The following is a 24,663-nucleotide window of genomic DNA, read 5'->3' on the forward strand; positions in this document are numbered from 1 at the left end:
AGTCGGTCGGGCGCGCCGCGCACGGGCGGCGCGGTGGCGTCAGGCGTGCGCTTCGGCCGCCGGTTCCTGCGAGGCGCCGGGCGCCGCGTGGCGGCTCGCCTTGCGCGGCAGGCCGAGGTGGTCGCGCAGCGTGGCGCCGGGCAGGTCGCGGCTGTAGCGGCCGCGCGCCTCGAGCACCGGAATCACGAGCTCGACGAAATCGTCGACGCCCTGCGCCTGCACCGGAAAGCCGAGGATGAAGCCGTCGCCGGCGCCCGCGTCGTGCCAGCGGATCAACTCGTCGGCCACATGCTCGGCCGTGCCGATGAAGTTCGGGCGCGGCGTCGCGACCGCGAGCGCCGTCTCGCGCAGCGAGAGGCCTTTCTGTTTCGCGTCGGCCTTGATCCGGTCGGTGGTCGAGCGGAAGCTGTTGCGGCCGAGCTCGCCGAGTTCGGGGAACGGTGCGTCGAGCGCGTATTGCGTGAAATCGTGGTGATCGAAATAGCGGCCGAGATACGCGAGCGCTTCGTCGATCGTGAGCAGGTTGCGGATCGCCTGGTATTTGTCTTCCGCCTCGGCGGCCGTGCGGCCGACGATTGGCCCGACGCCGGGGAAGATCTTCACGTCGCCGGCTTGCCGCCCGTGCTCGATCGCGCTCTGCTTCACGCGCCGCGTGAACGCGGCCGTTTCGTCGAGCGACGGCGAGTGCGTGAACACCGCATCGGCATACTTGCCCGCGAGCCCGATGCCGGTGTCGGACGAGCCGGCCTGGAAGATCACCGGCTGCCCCTGCGGCGAGCGCTGGATGTTGAGCGGGCCCGCGACCTGGAAGAAGCGGCCGTGATGATCGAGCGTGTGCAGCTTGTCGCGATCGAAGAAGCGGCCGGTCGCACGGTCGCGCACGAATGCGTCGTCGTCCCAGCTGTCCCACAGTCCCTGCACGACGTCGAGGTATTCGTCGGCGATCTCGTAGCGCAGTTCGTGATCGGGATGCGCCTTGCCGAAATTCTTCGCGGTGCCTTCGAGCGGCGTCGTCACGACGTTCCAGCCCGCGCGCCCGCCGCTGATCGCGTCGAGCGACGCGAGCTGGCGCGCGACCGTGAACGGCTCGCTGTACGACGTCGAGATCGTGCCCGCGAGCCCGATCTTCTTCGTCGCGACCGCGAGCGCCGACAGCACGGTCAACGGCTCGAAACGGTTCAGGAAGTGCGGAATCGACTTCTCGTTGATGTAGAGGCCGTCCGCGACGAACGCGAACGTGATGCCGGCGGCTTCCGCCTTGCGCGCGATGCCGATCGCGAAGTCGAGGTTGATGCTGGCGTCCGGCGGGTTGCTCGGGTGCCGCCATGCGTTCATGTGGCTGCCTGCGCCTTGCAGCATCAGGCCGAAGGGGATCGATCGTCGGGTCGTCATGGGAGCGTCACGCGTTCTGGTCAGGGGAAAGGGAGCGGTCGTCCGCGAGGGCCGCATGCAACGGCGTGGCCGACAGCGCGCCGCCGAGCCATTCGACCGACGCGAGCCGCGCCGCGTAGTCGGTCACCGGCGAATCGATCACGAACGCGTCGACGTCGAGCCGCCGGCTCAGCGCATCGAGCGCACGGTGGATGCGCTCGGGCGTATCGGCCAGCACCGTCGGGCGCAGTTCGTCGATCCGGTAGTCGGACGCACCGCTTTGCCGTGCGAATTCGGCGGCCGCCTGCGCGCTGCCGAGATTGAAGCTCTGGCCGCCCGCGAACTGCAGCTTGAAGATCTTCAGCGGCCCGATCAGTTGCTCGGCTTCGTCGCGCGTCGGCGCGGCGACCGCGTACAGCGCGACGAGCGGTCGTGTGCCGCCCGCGCTGCGATACGCATCGAGCGAGCGTTCGAGATTCGCGTCGTCGCCGTTGAAATGCCCCGCGTAGCAGAAGCGCCAGCCGTTGCGCGCGGCGAGCGTGCCGCTGTCCGGCGAACCGCCGAGCAGGATGCGTTCGGGCGGCTGCGGCGGCACCGGCATCGCGACCGCGCCGGCAAGCGGATGGTCTTCGGCGACGCCCCAGCCGAGAAACGCGTCGAGCTCCGCGAGCTGGCCCGCGAAGTCGGGCTTGCGCGCCTTGTCGTGGAACCACTGCAGCGCGCGCGTGGTCAGCGGCAGCCCGCCGGGCGCCTTGCCGATACCGAGATCGACGCGGCCCGGCGCGAGCGCGGCCAGCAGCTTGAACGACTCGGCGACCTTGAACGGGCTGTAGTGCTGCAGCATCACGCCGCCCGAGCCGACGCGGATGCGCGACGTGTGCGCGAGCAGGTGCGCGACGACGATCTCCGGCGCCGAGCTCGCGAAGCCGGGCGTGCCGTGATGTTCGGCGACCCAGAAGCGCTCGTAGCCGAGCTGTTCGGCACGTTGCGCGAGCGTCGTGGTGAAGCGCAGCGCGTCGGCGGCGCTCGCGCCGTCGGCGATCGGACTCTTGTCCAGCAACGAAAGCGAATAAGACATGATGAGCGGCGTTCCTGCGTGTGGCGTGAATGGACGGTGGGCGCGCGCGGCGCTCAGCTCTTCGGCAGCCCCGGCGGATTCGTGCGCGACTGGTCGAGCGCTTCGGACGCGAGGTTCCAGCGGTCGAGCACCTGCTGGTAGCGGCCGTTCCTGATCAGCCCGTTCAGCGCGACGGTCAGCGGATCGGCGAGCCCGCTGCCGCGGCGCGTCGCGATCGCGATATCGGCGGTGCGCGGCCAGCCGCCGCTGATCGCACCGACGAGCCGCGTCTTGCCTTGCTGCGCGCTTTGATACGCGAGTACCGAGTTCACGCTGAACACGGCATCGGCGCGGCCCGACTGCACGGCGACGATGCGCATCGCCTGGTCGTCGTAGTACTGGATCTGCACGGGCTTCAGCCCGTGCGCGACGTTCTCGCGGTCCCATGCGAGCAGGATCTTTTCCTGGTTGGTGCCGGCGTCGGTCACGATGCGCAGCCCCGCGACATCCTTCGGCTCGCGGATCGCCTGGATCTTGCTGTCGTTGCGCACGTAGAAGCCGACCTGATCCTTGCGGTAGGTCGAGAAATCGAACTTCTGCTTGCGCTCCTCGGTGACGGTGACGTTCGAGATCACCGCGTCGACTTTCCCCGATTCGAGCGCGAGCGGCCAGTCGGCCCACGCGAGCGCGACAATCTTCAGCTTGCGGCCGAGGCTGTCGGACACGAGCTGGCCGACGTCCGCGTCGAAGCCGATCACCGTGCGCGCGTCGGTCGCATACGAGCTGATCGGCGGCAGGCTCGGCGCGATACCGATCGTCAGCGTGCCGGGCTCGGCGAACTTGAATGACGCGGGCACCGCGCGTTCGACCGCCGCATCGGCCGTGCCGCGCGGGCGGCCGCGCTGCTCGGGGCTCAGGTCGAACGTCGCGGCGGCCGCGGCGAATGCGGTCAGGCCGATCAGCGCGGCGGCCAGCGTGCGCACGGCACGGGAAGAAAGCGGTACGGCTCGTTGCATGAAAACGTCCTGTCGTGGAAAGCGGAAGCGGAGATCGGAGTCGGAGGAAAACGGAGCCGTTGGTTGCGCCGTCAGCGCTGCAATACCGGTTCGGGCACGGGCGCCCACAGGTCGGCGAGCGTCGACGTGCGCGACGGATCGGCGAGATCCTTGCCGAACCGCAGGTGGAAACACGCTTCGGGGTCGATCGACGAATCGAACAGCCGCGTATAGCCGGTGCGGTCGTACAGCGCCCACGCTTCGGGCTGGCGGAAACCGGTGGTCAGGTAGAGGCGCCGGTAGCCTTGCTGCACGGCGCGCAGTTCGAGCGCATCGACGATGCGTCGCGCGAGGCCCTGACGGCGCAGGTCCGTGCGGGTCCAGATGCGTTTGAGTTCGGCGGTCTGCGCGTCGAAGCGCTTGAACGCGCCGCCGCCGATGGTTTCGCCGCCGCGCAGCAGCAGCACGAACGCGCCTTCGGGCGGCGCGAACAGTTCGGCCGGGTAGCGCGCGAGTTCGTCGCGCGCGGATGCGCGGCTGTCGGGGCGATACGCGTCGTAACGGGTCGAATATTCGTCGATCAGCGCGTCGATCAGCGGTTGCGCGCGGACGTCGAGCGGCGTCGTATCGATGATGCGGTCGGTCGTGGCCATGGGCATCGCGAAGGGCGCGCGATGCGGACGTTCCTGGCGGGGTTCGGGCACGCGGCCCGTCCGGTCTGTTCCGTTATCGCGACGCGGTTGTCGTGATGGCGGCAGCCGGTGCGCATCCTGCGATGCACGGGGCGGGCCGCCGCCGTTTCGAACACGTTAGCGGCGCGGCCGGCAAAGGCGAACGAAGCAATTTCGATAAGGATTTCGCGGGAAGCGTCAGAAGGCTTGCAGCGGGAGTGGGGTGGGGATGACGGGCCGCGTTCGCATGCGTCGGAGCCGGTGCTCGACGCATGCGCGATGCCGACATGCGAGCGCCTATGCTGCTCGAACTTCGGCGAGTAGATCGGGGTGACGATCCAGGATCTTCAGCAATTTCACGAGGGCAAGCGGCGGATTCGTCTTGCCTGTCTCGTAACGGGAGAACGCGTTGACGCCACCGCCGAAGAGCTCGGCCGCCTCGCGCTGATCCAGCCTCAGCTTCTTGCGCACCTTCGCGATGTACTTTGGGTCGACGATGGTTGCGTTCACCTGCTTGTTGAACTCGGCGATCGCCTCGCCGAGACGGGTCGCCTCGTCGAGATCCAGTATCGATTCCCCGCAGGCCGGGCAAAAATCGCCGGTGATATCGTGGACGACAGTCGACCGGCCTTTGTAGGTATAGGGGATGTCTCGCGTGTCGCGGACCAGCCTGGCGGCACCGCATGCGGGGCACTTCATCATCATCTCTCCTTGAAAGACACGATCAGCACATCGTCGATCACCGTCAGTTTCAGGTACACGTCGCCACGCACCGTCAACGGCCGGTAGACGTCCTGCCAGATCGTGTGGTCGGCGTACGTCGTCATGCTCTTGTGGAAGTCGAGGTCGGTCAGCGACATCACGACATCGAGCGCCTCCCTTTCCGTGAAACCCAGTTGCCGGGCGCCGAATACCGCACTCGTGGTCAACCGGACCTTGCCGGATTCGACCAGCGCCTTGACGAGGGGCAGCTTGCAATGAGGCCTTCTCTTTTCCATTTGCGATCATAACCAAGTAAGTTAATTTGTCAAGTTGGTTAATGGCGAGCGCATGCTGTCCGCCATGGCTGGCAGACAGCGTCGAAAAGAGATGGATCCGGATTTAGGCCGTCTGGCCGATGCTCGGCGCTGCCGACGGCTCCGCGAGCTGGAACAGGCAATCGCCGCGCCGCACCTGCGCGGGCACGCGCTTGCACACCACTTCGCCGTCGCCCTTGAACCGGTGCAGCACCGGTTCGCGCAACGGCGTATCGGGGAAATGCACCCATGCGGCCGGCTGCCCGGCCTTCACCTGGTCGCCGAGTTCGACAAGCGGCTCATACAGCCCGCGCTCGTACGCATAGACGAAATGGCGGTCGCCGTCGACGCGCATGAAGCGCGTGACGGTCGGCGGCGCGTCGGGCACGAGCGTGCCGCGCAGCAGGCCGATATAGCCGAGGTAGTGCAGCAGCCCGTGGCGGCCGAGCCGGATCAGCGACGGATCGGCCATGCCCGCGCCGCCGAGTTCGGTCACGATCGAGATCGCGCTCTGCCGGCGCGCGGCCGATGCCGAATGCACGGGGTTAGGCGCGTGCAGCAGCGCATTCTGCAACCCGAATGCGACCAGCAGCCCGTTGAGCTTCGCGGCTTCGTCCGCGTCGAGCGGATCGATCGCGAGCATGTTGCCGCCGTGGTAGAGCAGCGAGCTGCCGCCCGAGTGCAGGTCGACCAGATACTGCGCGCGCGACAGCAGCGCATGCTCGATGTAGTGGGCGATCATCTGCGTCGGCGTGCCGGTCGGGTCGCCGGGGAAGCTGCGGTTCAGGTTGCCCTCGTCGAGCGGCGACACGCGCAGCCCTGCATCCGCCGCCGGGAAATTCGCCATCGGCAGCAGGATCAACTGCCCGCTGACCATCTCGGGCTCGATCTCGCGCATCAGCTGCGACACGATGATCTGGCCTTCGTATTCGTCGCCGTGGTTGCCGGCCATCACGAGCGCGACCGGACCGTCGCCGTTGCGGATCGACGCGATCGGGATCGGCAGCCAGCCGTACGCCGAGCGGTGCACGGAATGCGGCAGCCGCAGGTAGCCCGCGTGCTTGCCTTGCGCGTCGAGATCGATTTCGCAGTGGATGGGGTTTCGCTGTGAGGAAGAGGCGGTCATGGCGGCATCGTGCGATGAACGGAATCTGCCATCTTATCGGGAAACGACCGCCGCGCGGCGCACCGGGGGCGGGTAACGCCGAACGCCGTCAACCGGCATGCGCGCGGATGCGCATGGGTGAGCCGTTGTTTCGATACGCGCGACCGTGCGCGATGTTGCATCGGTGAACGCATGCCGGCGCGTCGGCCGGCTGCATTCTTGTGTACGGTTTCGCGCCGATCCCTTGCCGCGACAGGGCCGGCGCGTGCGGCCGGCTTAGCGGCCCGATGTTTCAGCTTCGAGACGTCCTTCTTCCCACAGTGCCCAGAAACGGCTGCCGGCGCGATACGGATTCGCACGACGCGTGCCGTAATCGGCGACGCCCTGGCGAAACGCGCCGTACAGCGTCAGCGGCGGATTGTCGACGCACGCGGCTTCGCGGGCAGCCGGTATGCGGCGCTCGGAGACGAGCCGCCGGATCAGCGATGCGCCGTCGATCACATCCAGTTCGTCGATGGTTTCGCTGCGGCTGAGGACTTCGACGGTATTCATGTTGGGTCTCCCTGACAACCTGTTTCCCTGACAGGGAGCAATAAGAGTGCCAGCCATGAAAAGCCTTGCCCTGCATCGATCGTGCCGGCTTCTGCGGCCAACGTGACGCGTCGAAACCGACGATGTTACGGAACACGTCACGTGACACGCGAGCGCGCCGCGTGACGTGCGAACACGCAAAGGGTTTCGGATTTGAATCGTCGGGAGGAGGTGTCCGGTAACGGACACGGGGGCGAACGGGCCGCGTGCGTCGCCGGGTCAGTTCGCGGTGACGGGTTCCACGCGGCGACTGCCGTTCGAATAGAAGCAGTAGATGCCCTTGCCGCCCGACTTCGCGTCGTACAGCGCGCTGTCGGCCTGACGGATCAGCTCGTCGGGGGTGCCGTGCCCGTCGTCGAGCGCGATGCCGATGCTGATCCCGAGGCTGACCGTCTTGTCGATCGACAGCGTATAGGGTGCCGAGATCTCCCGGATGATCCGCGCGGCGAGGAGCGAACACGCGTGCATCGTCGTGTCGTCGATCGCGACGACGAATTCGTCGCCGCCGATGCGTGCCGCCAGCTCGCCGGGCGGCAGCGTCTTGCCGAGCCGCTCGGCGACCTGCGTCAGCACTTCGTCGCCGGCCTGATGCCCGAAGCAGTCGTTGATCGCCTTGAAGCCGTCGAGGTCGAGATACATGACGGCGAGCGCGGGGCCGGGCATGCGCGGGCGGTGCGCGAGCATCCGTTTGAGCCGGGTATGCAGTTCGTGGCGGTTCGGCAGACCCGTCAGCGCGTCGTGCCGCGCGAGATGCCGGATGTGCTGCTCGGTCTGGCGGCGCGTGGTGACGTCTTCGACGATGATCACTGCGTTGCCGTCCGGCACACGATGGCGCGTCAGTTCGAGTTGGCGGCCGTCGGTGAGCACGATGTCGAACGGCTCGGGTTCGTCGCGGGTCAGCCAGACGTCGCACTGCGCGGCGAGACCGGTGCCGCCGGGATCGGATCTGGCGTTCGCGCCGAGCGCGGCGATGACGTCGGGCAGCGGCGTATCGAGCATGATCTCGCGCGGCGAGCCGAACAGCTGCGCGGTGCGCCGGTTCGCGACGATCACGCGGCTGTCGCCGTCGATCATGCACAGGCCGTGCGGCATATAGGTGAGGGCGGCGTCGAAGCGCGCGACGAGTTCGGCGTTGCGCTGGCGCGCGGCGATCAGCGCGACGAGCACGCGGTAGTGGCGCTGGACGACCGTGCGCATGGCCGCGAGATAGATTGCAAGCGGCGGCAGCAACAGCCACGCGCCCGGCCGGTGGGCCAGCAGCGCGCCGACGCCGATCGGCAGCACGCCGAGCGTGACCTGCGTCATCGCGAGCCGCGGTAACGCCGAATTGCGCGACGCGATGCCGCCGAATACGCCGCCCGCGACCAATACCGACAGCGTGCCGAGTTCGATGTCGGTCGCTTGCAGGCAGCCCATCACGCCGAGGCCGAGTACGAAGCACGCCGCGAGCGACACGGGCGCATAGTGCATCGCCCAGTATTCGGCGCGATCATCGCCGGCGTCGCGGCGCACCGTGTAGGCATGCGCGATCGCGATCCGGGCGACGAGCAGGCCGACGTCGAGGATCAGCCACGCGAGGCACCAGAGCTGCTGCAGCCGGATCAGCGCGACGGTCGCGACGAAGCCGCTTGCGAGCCCGGACATCGCCATCGGGCGAATATCCTCGAACAGCGTGATCAGCATCGACGGGCGCAGCGCGGCCGTGACACGGTGGTTGCCGGAGGCGGGAGTGGCGAGAACGGAGTTCAGGATGGATGCCCTGACTGCCATGGTTTTTGACCTCGACACGATGTAGCGATGGCTGGCGATGTCCGCACGGCACGTGGCGGAAGCGCCGGCCAAGCCGGATACGCGCGACATTACCATGAAACATGCACGTCGCGGCGCGTCCGGGCACCGGCACCGGACGCGCCGGCGGGCCCCGGCCGCTAGTCGTAAACCACGCCTGCGAAGGTCTTGCGCATTCGACGGCACGGAGGCAGCATCGTTGCGAGCGAGACGATGTGCGGCGGCCGACCGGAGACTGGCCGCCATGGGCGGCGTGCGTGCGCGTTGGTACGCAAACGTGCACAAATCGTCGACGCGTTGCGCGCCGCGACCGGCCGCCGCAGCCCGGCTGAATCCCGTTATAAGAAATTCAATAAGTATTTCATGCGAGAAATACTATAGGCGATATATCAAAAACAATGCCAGAATGCGCGCCGCTCCGAACGCCGCGACACCCTATCGCCGTCCGAGCCGCATCAGGAGGTTCCCCCACATGAAAAACCACGGCCTGTCACGGCGGGGTTTTCTGAAAGCCAGCGTGCTGGCGGGCGTCGCAGTGTATGTCGCGCCCCTGGGCAGCCGCGCATTCGCGGCGCTCTTCGAAGAAAAACTCCTCACCCCGGTCAAATGGGATAGCGTCACCGGCATCCCCCAATTCCGTATCGACGGCATCGCGAAAGTCACGGGCTCGAAAGTGTTCGCCCGCGACGTGCGCGCGGCCGACATGCCGCACTGGCCGCAGCAGCAGTCGCATGCGCTGATCCTGCGCGCCACGCAGGCCGACCGCACGTACGAAGGCTTCGACCTGTCGCTGCTCGGCGACGACCTGAAACCGGACCGCGTGGTCACGGCCGACGATCTCGCGCGCGACGGCGTCGCGTTCCCGGCGTTCTACGGCGACGACATGCTGTTGCCGACCGGCAAGACGCCCGCGTATCTCGGCCATGCGGTCGCGATCCTCATCTATCACGACTTCGCACGCTTCCGCTTCGCGAAGAACACGCTCAAGTTCCGCGACGACGTGATCCGCTACGGCGCGGTCACGGGCCCGCTCGAGCGCGATCCGTGGGGCACGTTCCGCTACGTGCGGGTGGGCGGCAAGACGGCCTACGACGACGACGTCTATTCGAGCCTGAAGGACGCGCCGATCTTCCCGAGCATGATGCGCAAGCACCTGCCGGTGTGGCCGGACGGCAAGGAGCACGGCAAGCTCGACGAGCAGGGCATGTTCCTCGCGGGGCAGATCGCCAGCGAGCTCGATCATCCGTCGGCCGACTGGCTCGTGTTCGATCGCGAGTACAACACGCAGTCGATCGATACGGCCGCGCTCGAACCCGACAACGCGAACTGCTGGTACGACGCCGCGACGCAGTCGCTGCACCTCGTCGTGCCGACCCAGTCGCCGCTCGAAGTGTCGGAGAACGCGGCCGCGATGGTCGCGAAATGCCGCTTCCCGGTGAAGAAGCTGTTCGTGCATCCGTGCTACACGGTCGGCTACGGTTCCAAGGATCACTTCAACGTGCCGTTCTACGGCCTCGTCTGCGCGCTGTACGCGGACGGCCGCCCGGTGCGTTTCGCGAACGACCGCTACGAGCAGTTCCAGACGTCGCTGAAGCGTCACGCGTTCAAGATGCACTACCGGATCGCGGTCGACCGCAACACGGGGCTGCTGCAGTCGTTCAAGGGCGACTTCGAGGCGAACGGCGGCGGGCGCATGAACTTCTCGCCGTCGGTCGCGATGGTCGGCGCGACGGCCGCGCAGTCGATCTACTACTTCCCGAAGAGCGACCTGGCCGCGGTCGCGATCGCGTCGCGCGCGATCGACGCCGGTTCCGCACGCGGCTACGGCACGCTGCAGAGCATGGCCGCGACCGAGATGGCGGTCGACGAGATCGCCGCGCAGCTGAACATCGACCCGATCGACTTCCGCCTGCGTAACGCGCTGCGCTCGGGGATGAAGAACACGCAGGGCGCGATTCCCGCCGGCGCGCTGCGCGTCGACGAAGTGCTGGAACGCGCGAAGCAGCATCCGCTGTGGACGCACCGCGTCGCGCGCAAGGCCGAATTCGAGGCCGCGAACCCGGGCAAGCGCTACGGCGTCGGCTTCGCCTGCGTGCAGAAGGATTTCGGCACGGGCGCGGAAGCATCGTTCGCGAAGGTCGAGTTCGACGAGCACGGCAAGGTGTCGCTGCAGCACACGGCTGCCGAGATCGGCACCGGGATGTCGACGTCGCAGGCCGTCGCGGTCGCCAAATGGCTCGGCCGTCCGGCGACGGACGTGCGCGTCGCCGTGACCGAGTGGCCGGACCTGCCGGTCGAGACGAGCGGCGATCCGTACCTCATGTCGCAGGCCGACCAGGATCGGCTGAGTGCGAACCCGCGCTGGTCGCCGAACTATGCGTCGCCGTCGAGCGCGACCAACTCGGCGTACTACTTCACGCACAGCACGCGCGAAGCCGCGCGCGCGGTGTTCCGCTACGGGCTGTGGCCGGCCGCGATGTCGATCTGGACGCGCGGCCTCGGCGGCGGCCAGGCGGCGCCGTACGCGATCCGCATCGAGGACGCGCGCTGGGTCGACGGCAAGCTGACCGCCGACGGCCTCGAGCCGCTGACGTTCGAACAGCTCGCGAAGCAGGCGCATGCGCTCGGCCTGCCGACCGGCGCCGTCGTGCACGTGTTCAACCGCTGGCAATGGACCGACGCCGAGTTCGAAGTGGGCGGCATGGTCGATCGCCTGCCGATCGACGGGCTGTCGCTGCGCGTCGGCGCGCCGAAGACGGGCGACGACAACGGCCCGGTGCCGGGTACCGCCGCGCCGGCCGGCGCGACGACGATGCGCGGCACGCTCGCGCCGACCGCGAACGGCTATCGCGTGCTGGACCGCAAGCGCGTGTTCATCCCGCCGACGAGCCGCAACAACGCGGCCGTCACGTACTACACGGCCGTCGGCACGCTCGTCGAGCTGGCCGTGCACGAAGCGACCGGCAAGGTCGAACTGATCACGCACCACTCGATCATGGAGTGCGGCAACCAGATCTCGCCGCAGCTCGTGTCGGGCCAGCTGCAGGGCGGCCTCGCGATGGGTATCGGCCATGCGCTGCATGAATACCTGCCGCTCTACGAGGACGGCCCCGGCAACGGTACGTGGAACTTCAACCGCTACCAGCTGCCGCGCGCATCCGACGTTGCCGTGTGGTCGCAGACGGGCGACATCCTGCCGCCGCTGTCCGAGACCGATCCGCCGAAGGGCGTCGCCGAAGTGGTGATGATCCCCGTCGTCGGCGCGATCGTGAACGGCATCGCGCACGCGATCGGCCATCGTTTCACCGACCTGCCGGTGACCCCGCAAAAGATTCAGGAGGTGCTCGCATGACGACCGCCCAAACCGCGGCTTCGGCCGCGAGCGCCAGCGCGGCTGCGACCGGCGCTTCCGCACCGGCGGCGGCTTCGGCCGCACCGGCATCCGCCCCGGCCGCTGCGCCGGCAGCCATCGAGCGTCCGCTCGTCCGGTTCCAGCAGAAGCCGCTGTCGATCAATATCAACGGCAAGTCCGTCGGCCCGATGCAGGTGCCCGAAGGGCTGATGATGATCGAGTTCCTGCACGAGTACGCAGGCCTCACCGGTTCGAGGCTCGGCTGCGGGCAGGGCATCTGCCATGCCTGCGTCGTGATCGTCGACAAGCCGGACGGCACGAGCGAGGAAATGCGCACCTGCATTACCGGCGCGCACTTCTTCCACGGCCGTTCGATCCGCACGATCGAGGGCCATGCGAAGCGTAACGACGCGGGCGAAGTGGTCGAACTGTCGCCGATCCAGCAGAAGTTCCTCGAGCACTTCAGCTTCCAGTGCGGCTACTGCACGCCGGGCTTCGTCAACGCGGCGACCGTGCTGATCGAGCGCCTGAAGCGCGAGCCGGTCGCGAAGGCCGACGTCGAACGCACGATTACCGAGGCGCTCGACGCGCACATCTGCCGCTGCACGGGCTATGTCCGCTACTACGAAGCCGTGAAGGACGTGGTGCTGACGACGCCGGGACTCGTGAAGGACGCCGCATGAAACGCACATTCGCCCATCGTGTCGCGCGGGCCGCGGGCCTGCCCGTGCTTGCGGCGGCCTGCGCGCTGCTGCTCGCCGCCTGCGGCGGCCATGACGCGCCTGCGTCGAACGCGGCGTCCGGCGCACCCGGTGCCGACCAAGTCGCGCGCGGTCGTTATCTCGTCAAGGCCGCCGACTGCGCGGCGTGCCACACCGCGAAGGACGGCGCGCCGTTCGCCGGCGGCGCGAAGCTCGATTCGCCGTACGGCACGTTCTACGGCTCGAACATCACGCCCGACAAGGATCACGGGATCGGCAGCTGGAGCGCGGACGATTTCTACGCCGCGCTGCACGACGGCAAGGCGCCGGCCAAGCGCCTGTATCCGTCGATGCCGTACACGTCGTATCGACAGCTCACGCGCGCCGACACCGACGCGATGTACGCGTACCTGATGACGGTCAAGCCGGTCGCGCAGGAAAACCGCGCGCACGACCTGAAGTTCCCGTACAACATGCGCTTCGGGATGGCCGTGTGGGATCTGTTCTTCCTGAAGGACAGCCTGCCGGACGCGTCGGCCGGGCAATCCGCCGACTGGCAGCGCGGCCGTTATCTGGCGAACGCGCTCGGCCACTGCGCGGAATGCCACACGCCGCGCACGTTCACGGGCCAGCTCGACAGTGCGAAGCCACTCGCGGGCGCCGCGCTCGGCCGCGTGGCCGCGCCGGACATCACACCGGCCGGCCTCGCCGCACGCGGCTGGACGGGCACCGACCTGCAGACGTTCTTCGGCGTCGGCATCGCGCCGCAAGGCTCGGCGTTCGGCGAGATGTATCCGGTCGTGCACCTGAGCACGCAATACATGACGAAGGACGACCTGCGCGCGTTGTCCGTGTATCTGCTCGGCGACACGCCGCCCGCGCCGCAACCGGTGAAGCCGGTGTCGGCCGACGCCGCGCAGCTCGCGGCCGGCCGCTCGGTGTATCTGGCGGTCTGCGCGGGTTGTCACGGCTTCAACGGCGAAGGCAAGCCGCACGTCGCGGTGCCGATGAACGGAAATTCGACGGTGCGCCAGGGCGACCCGCGCAACCTGCTGGTCGCGATGCTCGACGGCATCGACGAGCAGAAGTTTGCCGGCCTCGAAAACCTGCAGCCGATGCCGGGTTTCGCGCACACGCTGAGCGACGACGAACTCGCGCAGCTCGCGAACTACCTGCGCGCGACGTGGGGCGGCCAGCCCGCGAGCGTCACGCCGGCCGACGTGAAGGCCATGCGTTAAGTCGTGCCGCAGGGCGGGGCGTCGCGCGCGATGCGGCCGGTTTCCGGCGCTCGCGCGCGATGCGTCGCCCGACTTTTTGCGGCGGCGCTTCAGTAGCCGCTGCCGCCTCCGCCACCCCCTCCGCTGCCTCCCGACCCGCCGCCGTACCGGCTCATGCCGGGCCCTTGCGAAGTGCCGCTGCCCGACGTGCATCCCGCCGACAGCACAAGCACCAGCGCCGCGATCAGCGCCGCGGCCAACGTTGCCGATTTCATTGCAATCTCCTTGCAGCGCGCAGGCCGCAGGACAGGCCGGTTCGCGTGAACCGCGCGACTGCGCGATGACGAAACGTTTCGGACGGGCCGTTTATTCCATGCTTTTTGCGTATCGTCGCGCGTGAAAGTGCCGGATCGGACGCGCCGCGCGGTGCCTTGGTACACTCCGGCACGCCGCCATTCCGATTCCGATTACAAAAACATGAGTGCCACCATCGATCGTCCACCGCGCAAACCGCTGCGTGCGTCCAGTCCCGTTGTGTTCGGCTGCCTGTCGTTTGCCGTCGGCGGCCCGCTCGTTGCGGCGATTGTGTGGCCGTCCGTGATGCTGGTTGCGTGGTCCGTGATTCACGGTCCGCAGTGGGATACGCTGAAACTCTGCGCGGGCATGGTGCTGATGGTTTTTGTCGCGTCGTTCGTATTCGGCTATTTTCTGCCCGCAGCGGTTGCGGGCGGCATCATGGGCGCGATCGGCACGCGCATCCGGCGGCGCTGGTTCGTGCTGCTGGGGATCGTCGTGGGCACCGGTTCGATGATCGGATACGTGCTGCTGCAGACCTATCTGTTGAAGTTGGATGAAATCGGTGGCATCGACGGGATCGCCATACTCGATTCGTTCGTGACGTCGGGCGTGATGTCGCACTGGCTGCATCGGCGTCTCGAACGCTTGCGCGGCACGCAAAGCGGTACGTCATCGGGCGCCTGACCGATGCGCTCATGAACCCGGCCAACTGAACAGCGTCGCTCGGCCGCGACTGCGGCCAGCGGCCCGCCATGCGTTCCTTTACGCGATGCCGCCGTCGCGGCGGCGTCCGGTCAACGATAAACGAGATCGGCGCGGCGGTTCTGCGCCCACGAATCCTCGTCGTGCCCCAGCGCGACCGGCTTTTCCTTGCCGAGGCTGACGGCCTCGAGTTGCGTGGCCGGCACGCCGAGCGTTTCGAGCACGCTCATCACGGCCTGCGAACGGCGCTCGCCGAGCGCGAGGTTGTATTCGGACGTGCCGCGTTCGTCGGTATTGCCCTGGATCAGCACGTGCCGCGCCGGATGGCTGCGCAGGTAGTCGGCATGCGCCTGCAGCAGCGACTGGTATTCGGGTTTCACGGAGTACTGGTCGAAATCGAAATAGATGCTGCGCTTCGCGAGCGGGCCGTTCGGATTGTTGAGCTCGTCGGCCGTCACCGTTGCGACGGCTTCGCTCGACGGCGTCGGCGCCATGCCGGCATTCTCGGGTGTTTTCGCCGCGTGGTGGCAACCGGCCAGTAGTGCGAAGGCTGCCAGGACCGCAAATCGGTTCGTTTTGCTCATCGTTCGTCTCCAGCGGTTGACTGCGTTGAAAGCGTGGTGCGTGCGATTCGCAACGTCACGTATCCGGCCGCAACGGCGCGAAAGTGCCGGCTCCGTCACGCGATGCGTTTCGTAAGCCGGCGGGACGCCATATGAAAGAGTGTTGTGGCCGGAGCACCGAAACACGATGCCGCTGCAACTAGATTAGGAAAAATGTCACAGCGTGACCAGTTTCTCCGCATTTTTTGCGCAGACGCGACAGTCCGGGAGACGTTCCTGCTTCAGCAGGCGAGCAAGCGAGCAGGGCGCCGCGTCGTCAGAACTTGTGACGCAAACCCAGTGCGACGACGACCTGGTTGCTGTTCGCCGACGGCGTCAGTGTCCAGACGGTCGCGTTGAACGCGGGATTGCCCTTGCCGCCGCTCACGCTCTGGTAGGTGCCTTCGAGATACGCATCCGTGCGCTTCGACAGCGCATAGTCGGCCTGCGCGACGACCTGGTTCCATTTCGGGCGCGTCTGGCCGGTGCGCGTGTCGAAGCGGCCCATCGTGTAGGTGTATGCGGCGGCGAGGCTCAATGCGCGCGTGACGAAGAAGCGCCCGTCGACCGAGAAATTGTCGAACACCAATGATTCGCCCTTCAGCGGCGCGATGCTGGCGCCCTGGAGCACGCCCGTCACGCCGTCGGTGGTCGAGTGCGACCACGCGGCGCCGACCGAATGTGGCCCGAACGCATAGCGGCCTGCCGCGGCCCAGATCTGCTGGTTGCCGCCCGTGATCGTCGCGGAACCGTCGACCGTGCTCAGCGCGCCGTCCGGGTTCGGCGCATTGCGGTCGCGGCTGATCTTCAGGTAGCCGGCGCCGAGCTTCAGCGGCCCGTTCGCATACGACAGCCCCGCGCTCCACGCCGCGTTGTTGCTGAACTGGCCGGCGGTGTTCGAGAAGCCGAACATCGCGCCGAACGTCAGCCCGCGATACGTCGGGCTCGTGTACTTCACAGCATTGTTGATGCGCAGGTTGCGGTTCGAATCGTCGTTGTCGTACGGATGGACCGCGAGGTTGCCGCCCCAGCCGGGCCCAGACGCGCCGAGCGGCGTCACGAAATCGAGGATCAGGTCGTACTGGCGGCCGAACGTGAGCGTGCCGGCCGTCTTCGAGCTCACGCCGATCCAAGCCTGGCGGCCGAACAGGTCGACGCCTTTCTGCGACAGCTTGCCGGTGGTGCCCGAGAAGCCGTTTTCGAGCGTGAAGACCGCGGCCATCCCGCCGCCGAGATCCTCGCGGCCGCGCAGCCCCCAGCGCGCCGCGTTCAGTGCGCCGCTCGTCATCGCGACGGCACCGCTGCCGGGCGAGCCGGCGCCTTGCGTGCGCTGGTTCGTTGCGTACGTAATCGACGTATCGATCAGGCCGTACAACGTCACGCTGCTCTGTGCGTGCGCGACGCCCGGCACGAAGCCGGTGATGCATGCGGCAAAAACGGTCCCCGCGACGCGCGCGCCGGCGTGCTTGTTCATTTGGTAGGAATGCATAGGAGTTTTTATCGTTGGCCCGGCCCGGTGGCCGGCAGGTCGCGTCGGCGTGCGGGCCGACGGATCGAGCGGCCATTATTGGAGATCGAGCGACGGTCGATTAAGGCGCTGCACAGGAAAGGTCCTCTGCGAAACCGAGCGGAATCGCGGCGTGTCGGCGCCGGCGTCGGGTAGTGTGTGGCGCGGGAGGGGGCGTGTCGAGGTGTCGGCGGCGCGTTTCGGTTTCAGTGCGACATCAGGCCGGTCGAGCCGTCGGTACGGAATCGAATGTCGAACGGTTAACGGCGGGCAATCGGCAGCGCGGCGTCGACGCCACCGCTTCGATACGCGGCACGCACGGCGATCGCCCTGGCTTCGAACGCTTCCGGCGACGGGCACGGTCTCAGTCGAACGACGACGCGCGGCAACACGGCAAGCTGATTGCGCAGGCGCACGATCGACTGGCAACCACGAAACGCCGACGACGACGCATCCGGATGCGATGCGGCTTCGGCAAGCCCGACGGTCCACTCGACACCGCGATGGTGCCTGACGTCGTCGAGGTGCGGCAGGTAGCGTGCGTCGCCCGATAGCGCAATCAGCAGCGCGGCCCAGTGTGCGCCGCGCCATCCGTGATTCACGTCGCGCGTCAGGTCGGCCAGCAGCGCGTCGTCCAGCACGGACAGGCTTTGCTGGCAAAGGTAGTGGAAATCGAGCGGTTGATAGCGGACCTGCGGGTATTCGCGCAGGACATGCCCGAGTTCGACGCCGGTATCGACGGCGGCAGCGAGAAACCGTTCGGCCGGCGCAGGGCGGTTCAGCAGCAGCGTCGGGACGTTTGAATAAAGCCGGCTGATGTCGTCAGGGTGGTAGTGCATTGCGAAGGTCGTTGTCGATGGAGTTTTGCCGTCCGTCGTTCAAGCCGCCCGGAGCCGGCGATCAACGTCAAGGCAGTGCCGCGATCGTGATCACGAGTTTTCATCGAGTTCGACCGCTTCGATCGTATGCCCCATCAGCCGATCCTAACCGAACGGATCGCAAATCTTGCCGGTATCCGCCGGGACGGTGGCTGAGGGTCATGTGTTTGACCGTGTCGAAAACGGCGAACAGGCCGATTCTACAAACGAATCGCTTGGGTGCAACGCGGGCACCGACGAACGTGAAGTCGCTCAGCGGCGCTATCGGCCAGCCCGCCTGGCGAAACAAACCGTCCTGGTACATCGTTGCTGCCGACGATCGTGCCATTTCACCCAAGCTCGAAGCGACCATGGCGCAAACGATCCATGCCACAACGGAGACGATCAAAGCCAGTCATGTGGCCATGTTGTCCCATCCGAGGGAGGTTGCTGACGTGATTGAACGTGCGGCTGGACATTGAGCCATCGCAGACGAAGAAATGGTGTCCGGGCGGCTCCGCGTGCGGTTGACCGGAGCCGGCAAGATGTACATTGAGCGGCCTGCCAATTTGTGCGAATCTGTATCGCAGACTTCGGCGTTCATTCTTCTCTACTGGCCCGGTACGGGAGACAACCATGGCCCTCGATCGAAGCGCGAGTCCGGAACGGACCGCTTTCGTGTTTGCCGGCGGGGGCAGCCTCGGTGCGATCGAGGTGGGCATGCTGCGCGAACTGCTCAATCACGGTGAACGTCCTGACTTCGTGGTCGGCGCGTCCGCCGGTGCGATCAACGCCGCGTATTTCGCCGGGCAACCCGACGGCGACGGCGTCGCGAAGCTCGAAGCGCTGTGGTGCAGCATCCGCCGGCGCGACATCATGCCGTTTTCGATGCTCGGCCTGTTAAGGACGGTTCTGCAGAACCGCGCACACCTCGTCGAGGCGACCGCACTGCGCATGCTGCTGGAACGGCATCTGCGGTATCGATACGTGGAGCGCGCATCGCTGCCGTTGCACGTCGTCGCGACCGACATGCTCAGCGGCAACGAAATCGTGCTGTCGTCGGGCTCCGTCGTCGACGCCGTGCTCGCCAGCGCGGCGATCCCGGGCGTGTTTCCGCCGGTGCGGATCGACGATCGACTGATGGTCGATGGCGGCGTCGCGAACAATACGCCGATCTCGATCGCCGTCGCGCGGGGCGCGACGCGCATCGTCGTGCTGCCGGCCGGCTTTGCGTGCGCGTTGCGCAAGCCACCGGGAAGCGCAATCGCGCAGGCGATGCATGCGCTGACGCTCGTGATCGCGCGCCAGCTCGTGCGCGATCTGGAGTTCTACGAAAGTCGCGCCACGATCTGCGTCGTGCCGCCCCTATGTCCGCTCGACGTCTCGCCGTACGACTACACCCGGTGCAAGGCGTTGATCGAACTCGCGGCCGAGCGGACCCGCGCGTGGCTCGGCGATGGCGGCCTCGAACAGCGGTTCATTCCGGGGGCGTTGCACGAGCACACGCACTAGGCGGAGCGTCCGACCAATGATGTCGGTGCGTAGCGCCTGCTCAATGCGTTCCCTGGCACCGGCAGACGCGTTGCGCGCCGGTCGATAGAAATCCGGCGGCCTATGGAGCACGATCGCGATTGGTTCAGTGTGCGAGGTGGCCCACCATGAATGTCGGCGCGGATTTGGTGAGGGCTTGCGGACGGCGGGACTCGGCGCCAGTGCAGTGCGGTCAAAAAGTCTGCCTGCCCTCGACTCGGCGTCATTTCCCCGCCATGCGCCGGAGATCCACCAGCCTGTCGAATGCCTCTCCGTCCAGCAGGCCAAGCTCGATCGCTGCCTCGCGCGGAGCGATTCTGCGTCCGGCGGCATGGCGGGTAATGGAGGCTGCCTTGTCGTATCCCAGCACCGGATTCAGGGCGGTTACGGCGAGCAAGGGGCTCTGCAGATCGCGCGCGAGTCGTTCCGTGGCCGGCCGGAGGCCGGGAATGAGGCGAGTGGCCGCAACGGTGGCACAGTCCGCCAGCAGCCGGATCTACTGCAGGACGTTATAGATCAGCACCGGCTTTGCCACATTCAGCTCGAAGCTGCCGGACGCCGCGGCCATCGTCGCCGTCACATGGTTGCCTGCCACCTGCATGGCGGCCTGCACCATGACCTCGGCGATGGTCGGATTGCGTTTGCCGGGCATGATGGAGGAAGTGAGCCCATCGTCCGGCAGCAGCAATTCTCCAAGGCCGGCGTTCGGACCGGAACCCATCCAGCGCAGGTCATTGGCGATCTTGGTGAGCGACGCGGCGATCACGTTAAGCACACCGGACAGTTCGAGCAATGCGTCGTGTGCAGCCATGCCCTCGACTTTGCAAGGATTCGGACGGAACGCCAGGCCGCTCAGGCGGCTCGCTTCCTCACAGAACGCCTGGTCGAAGCCGGGCGGGGCGTTCAGGCCGGTTCCTGCCGCCGTACCGCCCTGCGGCAGGACGAGCAGGCGGGGCATCGTGCCGCTCAGACGCGCCAGCGCATTGTCGATCTGCGCGGTGAAGCCGTCGAAGGCGCGGCCGAGCGTGGTGGGGACCGCGTCCATCAGGTGGGTGCGGGCGATCTTCAGTACGTCGGCAAAGGCGCCGGCGCGTTCGTGCAGGCTATCGCGTAGCCGGCTGAGCGCCGGGACCAGTCGGTCTTCCAGTTCAATGGCAGCGGTGATGTGCATGACCGACGGAAAACTGTCGTTTGACGATTGCGACGCGTTCACGTGGTCGTTCGGGTGGACCGGCGACTTGGTGCCCAGAGGCTGCCCCAGCCGTTCGTTGGCGCGGTTCGCGATCACCTCGTTGGCGTTCATGTTGGTCTGCGTGCCCGAGCCGGTCTGCCAGATGGAAAGGGGGAAGTGCTCATCGAATCGGCCGCCGCGCAGTTCCGCCGCCGCCGCGATGATGGCTTCGCCGAGCGACGCGTCAAGCACACCGCACCGCATGTTGGCGTGGGCGGCGGGACGTCGCTGAAGCTGCTGCACCACGGCAGCCCGCGGCACTCGGTCGGCCGGATCGGCCGCGTCGGTGGCGATCTTCGGCATCATGCAAGGGATCAGCCTGATTACGTCGGTGACGGCGTCGGACGACAAGCACAAGGCGCCCGGTTCTTCGACGATTCATCTGGGCCCCAGCAACGGGATGCCGACGCCGGGCGCGTTGCTTGCGCCGTCGCCTGGCGCGACGACGGTGCCGGTTCAGCCGAGCGCATCCGCGACGCCGTCGCAACCGGCGCAGCCGCCGTCGAGTTCACCCAGCGCGACGCCGCTGACCGTGAATGTGGTCGCGGGCGATTCGTTGTGAACGATCGCCGAACGTCACGAAGGATCGCTGCTTGCCGCGGCCCACGTGCCGGCCGATCAACAGCAGCAGATGTCGGACGGCCAGCGGATCAACGTCGCGCTCAACGAAATCCTGCAGCTCAACCGGAATCTGGCGAGCAATCCGGGCGACATCGCTCCCGGGCAGCAGGTCGTGGTCGGGTGAGGGTGGGCGTGCGGGGCCCGCGGTTCGGCGGTGGCCGGGCGTGCGGGTCGTCGCCGTGCCGTGGCGCGCTCAGGCCTTGCGCGCGACGACGCCTTGCTGGTGGCGCCGCGCTCGCGCTGCAGCGCATGGATCGGGCGACCGAGCAGGTCGACCAGCTCGATCTGCTCGCAGCCGAGGTATGGCGTACGACTCGATCTGATCACGAGCAAGGGGGAATTCTGTCCCGTTCCGCATATGACAGGCGCGGATCCCATGGACGGGCTGGAGCGGGCATTCGACTTTGCCGAGCGGCAACTCGCCGGGACCGCGCCCACGGGAACCCGCGAGAACCCGCGCTGACACGTCCCGCGCATCGAGCGCGATTCACCATCGCCAGATGGGTATCGAATCGACGAAGGACGGATTGGAGCGGTGGTCATCGCGCGGTGTCCGGCAAATAGTCCGATTCAGTCTATGCGTGGTCCCGAGCAGGCGATTGACGCAGGTCGCGTATTCAAAAATGTTCACAAATAAACCGCCTAGAAATGCGATCCTATTACGCGAACTATGCCATTTCCATGATTCCAGAAGCCTTGTCTGATCGACCTGGCGTCAAGTTTTTAGCTCTTTCACGCGGACAGAGCGTCACGAGTGAAAACCGTCTCTCGAGAATTTGTGCAACACGAAGGAGAATGGTGTCCATGAAAACCCGGTCTCTCGACGGTGAGCCAGTACAGGCAGATCTTGCTCTTGCGATCAGTTCCCGGTGACGGACACGCTTGACCATATAGTCGTCGGCGCCTGCCTCAAGTGCTGCGACAAGTTGATCTTCGCCCACTCGGTTTGTCACAAACAATACGGGAAGTTCTCTACCGAATCGTGCGCGAATCCAGACGAGAACTTCCAGTCCGGAATGTCCGAAATCTTCCAGTCAAGCACAACCCGATCGACGACGTCGGCTTCGACGAAGCGTATAGCTTGGGCATCGGCCTATGGACATCGAATCCTTCGCTGCTCAGTATCGCGGATACGGCAAAGCGATGCTGAAACTGTGCGCTCGAACCGAATTTTGTCCTTGCAGGGCGATGTCGACAAGCGATCGATACGACCCGAAAGGGGCCGGAGGCAGGCGGTATTTCCCGCGCGTCGTCGAAGCTGTGCCGTTGAATCAAGGTCCTATGCCTCTCGCGAACCGAATGCAGGTCAGGGGCCAGCGACGAGGTGAAACCCGCGCCTGCGAATCGAGATTTCAGACCATCGAAAATCTCGAAGAAATCGAATGTGTTAATTAGTATGAACCCACTGCAGGAGCACACCGGTGATCATCGGGTACGCAAGAGTCTTTAAGGGCGATGAAAATCTCCAACTTCAGATCGACTCTCTGATCAGGGCTGGATGCGAAAGCGTATTCACCGATCAAGGTATATGCAATGCGAATCGTAGCCATCCGGGCCTTGACTCTGCGCTAGCGCTCCTTCAGTCGGGCGATACCCTTGTCGCCTGGAGGCTTGATCGTCTGGGAAAGTCGCCGATGAAATTAATCGATTTAATAATTAAAATCGATAAAATTGGCGCTACATTTTTATCGATAAATGAATCCATTAATACAGATTGTTCCGGCGGATTGCTGGTACCTCATTTGATGAATTCGTTGGCAAACTTCAAACATAGCTTCATCAGTGGGCGAACCCGGGCGGGCATAAGTGCCGCACGCGCTCAAGGTAAGAAAATTGGGCGAAAACCAGCGCTCGACGCAGCACAGCGAGCACAAGCGATTAAATTACTGAATAATCACACGGTCAACGAAGTAGCGGCTCGCTTTAAAGTACATCCGAGAACAGTTAAAAGATTGACAGAGCAAAAATAATCAACTCGGTTCGAGTGCCCTGCCGATCTACACGGCGCGTTCCTCAAACCTGGTTGCTGCCCGATGACGATGACGTTTGGCTCGGACACGACAACCGTATTGTCGACTATCGGAAGCGCAGACGATGGCCGAATCCCGCGACGTGCTTGCCGTACAGTTTCGGGAGCGACTACGTGTTTGCAACATCGAAATGATCAGATCCGGCCGCAACGACTGGTGGTCCAATTCGCGTCGCGTCCAGTTCGATGAGATCTGGACCACGCCGCAGCACGCCCGCGCTGCTTATTTTTTACTGACCATTACTTCGTAAGAACCCAATTGCGAAGGAACTGGGCAGACAGTAGCAGCTCGCCTTGAACGACGTGACCGGTCATTGCGGCACTGTCTGCGGCCGACAATGTGATCGGCGTCTATGTACCGTGACAGTCCTCAGCCCCGTATTGACGATTCGAACACGTTGAAATGGGTTGTCCAGTGCGGAATTTGAATCGCAATCGGTCAGACGTGTCAATCGTTCATAATTTGCCAAAAATAGCAAATTATCATATATGGAAATCTCTTGTTGGATACCATTAACGATGCAGAGCGTGGATTGATCAGAAAGGAATTTTTCTGATTTTTAAGCCGAAACTCAGAATCGAGGCGTGGTTATTGTCTGGCTTTGAATTTTTATTGCTCTGGCTTTGCGGTGACCAAATTGGCGGCTTGTTGTGTTTGCGCGCAGATCAAGGGGAATGGAGGAGGGTGACGAATATGGAAAGAGGTGTTGATGTGAGGTAGGGGGCAGCTGAATGTTCGGTGGGAACGTGGATGATTTGTTTGATAATGGTTTCGATGGCTTTGGCTTTAATGAAGGCGTCGCGCCCAGCGGGCAATTAAATTCAGGAATATATGGCGAATTTGAGTCACTATTGCCGCGCAACACTTTTCCGGTGTCAGTGTATTGTGTTTGGGCGAAAGTTTTTTGCATACGTTCACGCAAATTCGCGCGATGATGCCCGGGAAGTCTTGCTCGGTATTTTGGCTGGGATGGTTGATCGAAGCGCAGGGGAAGTTCGCATCTCCGATCCCGTTTCATATCAAGACATGGTGACGAGTGGGCAGCAATCAGATGTCGATTTTCGAATTTTTGAGATTTTTGATGATGAGACGAAGGCTTCGGGCTGGGTTGATAGCCCACTGTTTTTTAGTTTCGACAAGTCATTGATTGTCGAGTGGATGTTATTTTTGGTTGAAATGTCGTCAAATCTATTGATTTCCTGCCAGGATGATGGGGGTGATTTTTGAATATCCGGGATATTGGTTTGGTGGATTAGATTCTCTGGATCCGAAATATTTTAGATTTTCATCTTGAGTGGCAGCCCTGGAGCTGGTGCTCGATTGTCTCGGTGCGCTCGATAGTAATGTCGGTTTTTCTGGTGTGGTGCGATGTTATTGACGATACTTGTTGTGTTGTATGTCCTGCCGATTATTGCGTGCTTC

At 65.1% G+C, this 24,663-nt stretch carries 25 protein-coding genes and 1 pseudogene; 11 read left to right on the forward strand and 15 right to left on the reverse strand.

Translation table 11 applies throughout. From position 1 onward, the window contains the following. Positions 1 to 39: 39 nt before the first annotated feature. The 9 genes from H3H55_RS23935 to H3H55_RS23975 all read right to left on the reverse strand — a co-directional run bounded on the left by H3H55_RS23935 (position 40) and on the right by H3H55_RS23975 (position 8,576). Complete coding sequence (locus H3H55_RS23935; protein WP_193100481.1) at positions 40 to 1,392, reverse strand: LLM class flavin-dependent oxidoreductase; 1,353 nt, start codon at positions 1,390 to 1,392, stop codon at positions 40 to 42. Between the two features lie 7 nt (positions 1,393 to 1,399). After that, entirely contained in the window at positions 1,400 to 2,449 is a 1,050-nt protein-coding gene (locus H3H55_RS23940) for an LLM class flavin-dependent oxidoreductase (RefSeq protein ID WP_193100482.1), read from the reverse strand. Positions 2,450 to 2,502: 53 nt separating this feature from the next. Continuing rightward, positions 2,503 to 3,444, reverse strand: coding sequence for an ABC transporter substrate-binding protein (locus H3H55_RS23945; RefSeq protein ID WP_048247689.1), 942 nt, complete (start codon positions 3,442 to 3,444; stop codon positions 2,503 to 2,505). A 71-nt stretch (positions 3,445 to 3,515) separates the two neighbouring features. Beyond that, entirely contained in the window at positions 3,516 to 4,076 is a 561-nt protein-coding gene (locus tag H3H55_RS23950; protein ID WP_193100483.1) for a GNAT family N-acetyltransferase, read from the reverse strand. Positions 4,077 to 4,391: 315 nt separating this feature from the next. Next, positions 4,392 to 4,793 (reverse strand): type II toxin-antitoxin system MqsA family antitoxin, encoded by a 402-nt coding sequence (locus tag H3H55_RS23955; protein WP_193102115.1) that lies wholly within the window; start codon positions 4,791 to 4,793, stop codon positions 4,392 to 4,394. 2 nt (positions 4,794 to 4,795) lie between these two features. Further along, positions 4,796 to 5,092 (reverse strand): type II toxin-antitoxin system MqsR family toxin, encoded by a 297-nt coding sequence (locus H3H55_RS23960; RefSeq protein WP_048247685.1) that lies wholly within the window; start codon positions 5,090 to 5,092, stop codon positions 4,796 to 4,798. Between the two features lie 103 nt (positions 5,093 to 5,195). Continuing rightward, complete coding sequence (locus H3H55_RS23965; RefSeq protein ID WP_193100484.1) at positions 5,196 to 6,236, reverse strand: succinylglutamate desuccinylase/aspartoacylase family protein; 1,041 nt, start codon at positions 6,234 to 6,236, stop codon at positions 5,196 to 5,198. Between the two features lie 255 nt (positions 6,237 to 6,491). Beyond that, entirely contained in the window at positions 6,492 to 6,767 is a 276-nt protein-coding gene (locus tag H3H55_RS23970) for a hypothetical protein (protein ID WP_193100485.1), read from the reverse strand. Between the two features lie 258 nt (positions 6,768 to 7,025). Continuing rightward, complete coding sequence (locus H3H55_RS23975) at positions 7,026 to 8,576, reverse strand: sensor domain-containing diguanylate cyclase (RefSeq protein ID WP_193100486.1); 1,551 nt, start codon at positions 8,574 to 8,576, stop codon at positions 7,026 to 7,028. A gap of 490 nt (positions 8,577 to 9,066) precedes the next feature. Between H3H55_RS23975 and H3H55_RS23980 the strand changes: the two genes are divergently transcribed. Genes H3H55_RS23980 through H3H55_RS23990 form a run of 3 tightly spaced genes read left to right on the forward strand, consistent with a single transcriptional unit; the run spans position 9,067 to position 13,885 of the window. Further along, positions 9,067 to 11,946, forward strand: a complete 2,880-nt coding sequence (locus tag H3H55_RS23980; RefSeq protein WP_193100487.1) for a xanthine dehydrogenase family protein molybdopterin-binding subunit — start codon at positions 9,067 to 9,069, stop codon at positions 11,944 to 11,946. After that, positions 11,943 to 12,629 (forward strand): (2Fe-2S)-binding protein, encoded by a 687-nt coding sequence (locus tag H3H55_RS23985; RefSeq protein ID WP_193100488.1) that lies wholly within the window; start codon positions 11,943 to 11,945, stop codon positions 12,627 to 12,629. Before H3H55_RS23980 ends, H3H55_RS23985 begins: the two co-directional genes overlap by 4 nt. Beyond that, a complete protein-coding gene (locus H3H55_RS23990; RefSeq protein WP_193100489.1) occupies positions 12,626 to 13,885 on the forward strand; it encodes a cytochrome c in 1,260 nt (419 codons plus the stop codon). Before H3H55_RS23985 ends, H3H55_RS23990 begins: the two co-directional genes overlap by 4 nt. 89 nt (positions 13,886 to 13,974) lie before the next feature. On the opposite strand, the gene H3H55_RS23995 is transcribed toward H3H55_RS23990, so the two are convergent. Next, the gene (locus H3H55_RS23995; protein WP_193100490.1) at positions 13,975 to 14,139 is read right to left on the reverse strand and encodes a hypothetical protein; all 165 of its coding nucleotides are present in this window, start codon (positions 14,137 to 14,139) and stop codon (positions 13,975 to 13,977) included. 121 nt (positions 14,140 to 14,260) lie between these two features. On the opposite strand from H3H55_RS23995, the gene H3H55_RS24000 reads away from it, so the two are divergent. Further along, positions 14,261 to 14,845 carry a hypothetical protein gene (locus H3H55_RS24000; protein ID WP_319022321.1) on the forward strand — a complete coding sequence of 195 codons (585 nt, stop codon included), beginning with the start codon at positions 14,261 to 14,263 and terminating at the stop codon, positions 14,843 to 14,845. Between the two features lie 110 nt (positions 14,846 to 14,955). Here the strand turns inward: H3H55_RS24000 and pal are convergent, their stop codons facing one another. The 3 genes from pal to H3H55_RS24015 form a co-directional block, all read right to left on the reverse strand. Continuing rightward, complete coding sequence (pal, locus tag H3H55_RS24005; RefSeq protein WP_193100491.1) at positions 14,956 to 15,447, reverse strand: peptidoglycan-associated lipoprotein Pal; 492 nt, start codon at positions 15,445 to 15,447, stop codon at positions 14,956 to 14,958. A gap of 295 nt (positions 15,448 to 15,742) precedes the next feature. Then, a complete protein-coding gene (locus H3H55_RS24010) occupies positions 15,743 to 16,954 on the reverse strand; it encodes a porin (RefSeq protein WP_193100492.1) in 1,212 nt (403 codons plus the stop codon). Positions 16,955 to 17,232: 278 nt separating this feature from the next. Continuing rightward, complete coding sequence (locus tag H3H55_RS24015) at positions 17,233 to 17,811, reverse strand: hypothetical protein (protein WP_193100493.1); 579 nt, start codon at positions 17,809 to 17,811, stop codon at positions 17,233 to 17,235. 17 nt (positions 17,812 to 17,828) lie between these two features. Between H3H55_RS24015 and H3H55_RS37370 the strand changes: the two genes are divergently transcribed. Together H3H55_RS37370 and H3H55_RS24025 are read left to right on the forward strand one after the other, a co-directional pair. Then, the gene (locus H3H55_RS37370; RefSeq protein WP_226800561.1) at positions 17,829 to 18,311 is read left to right on the forward strand and encodes an alpha/beta fold hydrolase; all 483 of its coding nucleotides are present in this window, start codon (positions 17,829 to 17,831) and stop codon (positions 18,309 to 18,311) included. A gap of 154 nt (positions 18,312 to 18,465) precedes the next feature. Continuing rightward, the gene (locus H3H55_RS24025) at positions 18,466 to 19,341 is read left to right on the forward strand and encodes a patatin-like phospholipase family protein (RefSeq protein WP_193102119.1); all 876 of its coding nucleotides are present in this window, start codon (positions 18,466 to 18,468) and stop codon (positions 19,339 to 19,341) included. Between the two features lie 241 nt (positions 19,342 to 19,582). On the opposite strand, the pseudogene H3H55_RS24030 reads toward H3H55_RS24025, so the two are convergent. Further along, a pseudogene (locus tag H3H55_RS24030) lies at positions 19,583 to 20,824 on the reverse strand (class II fumarate hydratase); the annotation flags it as partial. Between the two features lie 70 nt (positions 20,825 to 20,894). Between H3H55_RS24030 and H3H55_RS37375 the strand changes: the two are divergent. Further along, positions 20,895 to 21,152, forward strand: coding sequence for a hypothetical protein (locus tag H3H55_RS37375; RefSeq protein WP_226800353.1), 258 nt, complete (start codon positions 20,895 to 20,897; stop codon positions 21,150 to 21,152). Between the two features lie 3 nt (positions 21,153 to 21,155). Next, positions 21,156 to 21,335, forward strand: a complete 180-nt coding sequence (locus H3H55_RS37380) for an LWXIA domain-containing protein (RefSeq protein ID WP_413463990.1) — start codon at positions 21,156 to 21,158, stop codon at positions 21,333 to 21,335. A gap of 544 nt (positions 21,336 to 21,879) precedes the next feature. On the opposite strand, the gene H3H55_RS37765 is transcribed toward H3H55_RS37380, so the two are convergent. After that, positions 21,880 to 22,245 (reverse strand): response regulator, encoded by a 366-nt coding sequence (locus H3H55_RS37765; RefSeq protein WP_193102120.1) that lies wholly within the window; start codon positions 22,243 to 22,245, stop codon positions 21,880 to 21,882. 387 nt (positions 22,246 to 22,632) lie between these two features. Here H3H55_RS37765 and H3H55_RS24045 point away from each other — a divergent pair, with 387 nt between their 5' ends. The 3 genes from H3H55_RS24045 to H3H55_RS24055 all read left to right on the forward strand — a co-directional run bounded on the left by H3H55_RS24045 (position 22,633) and on the right by H3H55_RS24055 (position 24,468). Then, the gene (locus tag H3H55_RS24045; protein WP_193100495.1) at positions 22,633 to 23,181 is read left to right on the forward strand and encodes a recombinase family protein; all 549 of its coding nucleotides are present in this window, start codon (positions 22,633 to 22,635) and stop codon (positions 23,179 to 23,181) included. A gap of 124 nt (positions 23,182 to 23,305) precedes the next feature. Beyond that, the gene (locus tag H3H55_RS24050; RefSeq protein ID WP_193100496.1) at positions 23,306 to 23,491 is read left to right on the forward strand and encodes a hypothetical protein; all 186 of its coding nucleotides are present in this window, start codon (positions 23,306 to 23,308) and stop codon (positions 23,489 to 23,491) included. 581 nt (positions 23,492 to 24,072) lie between these two features. Next, positions 24,073 to 24,468 carry a hypothetical protein gene (locus H3H55_RS24055; protein WP_193100497.1) on the forward strand — a complete coding sequence of 132 codons (396 nt, stop codon included), beginning with the start codon at positions 24,073 to 24,075 and terminating at the stop codon, positions 24,466 to 24,468. The last annotated feature ends 195 nt before the right edge of the window (positions 24,469 to 24,663 follow it).

This window comes from Burkholderia sp. Z1, from assembly GCF_014893795.1.
Classification (GTDB): Bacteria; Pseudomonadota; Gammaproteobacteria; order Burkholderiales; family Burkholderiaceae; genus Burkholderia; species Burkholderia theae.

What these genes read in the sequence shown, in the direction of transcription:
- H3H55_RS23990 (WP_193100489.1), top strand. Translation starts at nt 12,626, where the DNA reads ATGAAACGCACATTCGCCCATCGTGTCGCGCGGGCCGCGGGCCTGCCC.
- H3H55_RS24010 (WP_193100492.1), bottom strand. Translation starts at nt 16,954, where the DNA reads ATGCATTCCTACCAAATGAACAAGCACGCCGGCGCGCGCGTCGCGGGG.
- H3H55_RS23980 (WP_193100487.1), top strand. Translation starts at nt 9,067, where the DNA reads ATGAAAAACCACGGCCTGTCACGGCGGGGTTTTCTGAAAGCCAGCGTG.
- H3H55_RS23945 (WP_048247689.1), bottom strand. Translation starts at nt 3,444, where the DNA reads ATGCAACGAGCCGTACCGCTTTCTTCCCGTGCCGTGCGCACGCTGGCC.
- pal (WP_193100491.1), bottom strand. Translation starts at nt 15,447, where the DNA reads ATGAGCAAAACGAACCGATTTGCGGTCCTGGCAGCCTTCGCACTACTG.
- H3H55_RS23935 (WP_193100481.1), bottom strand. Translation starts at nt 1,392, where the DNA reads ATGACGACCCGACGATCGATCCCCTTCGGCCTGATGCTGCAAGGCGCA.
- H3H55_RS23960 (WP_048247685.1), bottom strand. Translation starts at nt 5,092, where the DNA reads ATGGAAAAGAGAAGGCCTCATTGCAAGCTGCCCCTCGTCAAGGCGCTG.
- H3H55_RS23970 (WP_193100485.1), bottom strand. Translation starts at nt 6,767, where the DNA reads ATGAATACCGTCGAAGTCCTCAGCCGCAGCGAAACCATCGACGAACTG.
- H3H55_RS23985 (WP_193100488.1), top strand. Translation starts at nt 11,943, where the DNA reads ATGACGACCGCCCAAACCGCGGCTTCGGCCGCGAGCGCCAGCGCGGCT.
- H3H55_RS23995 (WP_193100490.1), bottom strand. Translation starts at nt 14,139, where the DNA reads ATGAAATCGGCAACGTTGGCCGCGGCGCTGATCGCGGCGCTGGTGCTT.
- H3H55_RS37375 (WP_226800353.1), top strand. Translation starts at nt 20,895, where the DNA reads ATGCAAGGGATCAGCCTGATTACGTCGGTGACGGCGTCGGACGACAAG.
- H3H55_RS23975 (WP_193100486.1), bottom strand. Translation starts at nt 8,576, where the DNA reads ATGGCAGTCAGGGCATCCATCCTGAACTCCGTTCTCGCCACTCCCGCC.
- H3H55_RS24015 (WP_193100493.1), bottom strand. Translation starts at nt 17,811, where the DNA reads ATGCACTACCACCCTGACGACATCAGCCGGCTTTATTCAAACGTCCCG.
- H3H55_RS37370 (WP_226800561.1), top strand. Translation starts at nt 17,829, where the DNA reads ATGGAGTTTTGCCGTCCGTCGTTCAAGCCGCCCGGAGCCGGCGATCAA.
- H3H55_RS23965 (WP_193100484.1), bottom strand. Translation starts at nt 6,236, where the DNA reads ATGACCGCCTCTTCCTCACAGCGAAACCCCATCCACTGCGAAATCGAT.
- H3H55_RS23940 (WP_193100482.1), bottom strand. Translation starts at nt 2,449, where the DNA reads ATGTCTTATTCGCTTTCGTTGCTGGACAAGAGTCCGATCGCCGACGGC.
- H3H55_RS23955 (WP_193102115.1), bottom strand. Translation starts at nt 4,793, where the DNA reads ATGAAGTGCCCCGCATGCGGTGCCGCCAGGCTGGTCCGCGACACGCGA.
- H3H55_RS24055 (WP_193100497.1), top strand. Translation starts at nt 24,073, where the DNA reads ATGGCGAATTTGAGTCACTATTGCCGCGCAACACTTTTCCGGTGTCAG.
- H3H55_RS24025 (WP_193102119.1), top strand. Translation starts at nt 18,466, where the DNA reads ATGGCCCTCGATCGAAGCGCGAGTCCGGAACGGACCGCTTTCGTGTTT.
- H3H55_RS24050 (WP_193100496.1), top strand. Translation starts at nt 23,306, where the DNA reads ATGGCCGAATCCCGCGACGTGCTTGCCGTACAGTTTCGGGAGCGACTA.
- H3H55_RS23950 (WP_193100483.1), bottom strand. Translation starts at nt 4,076, where the DNA reads ATGGCCACGACCGACCGCATCATCGATACGACGCCGCTCGACGTCCGC.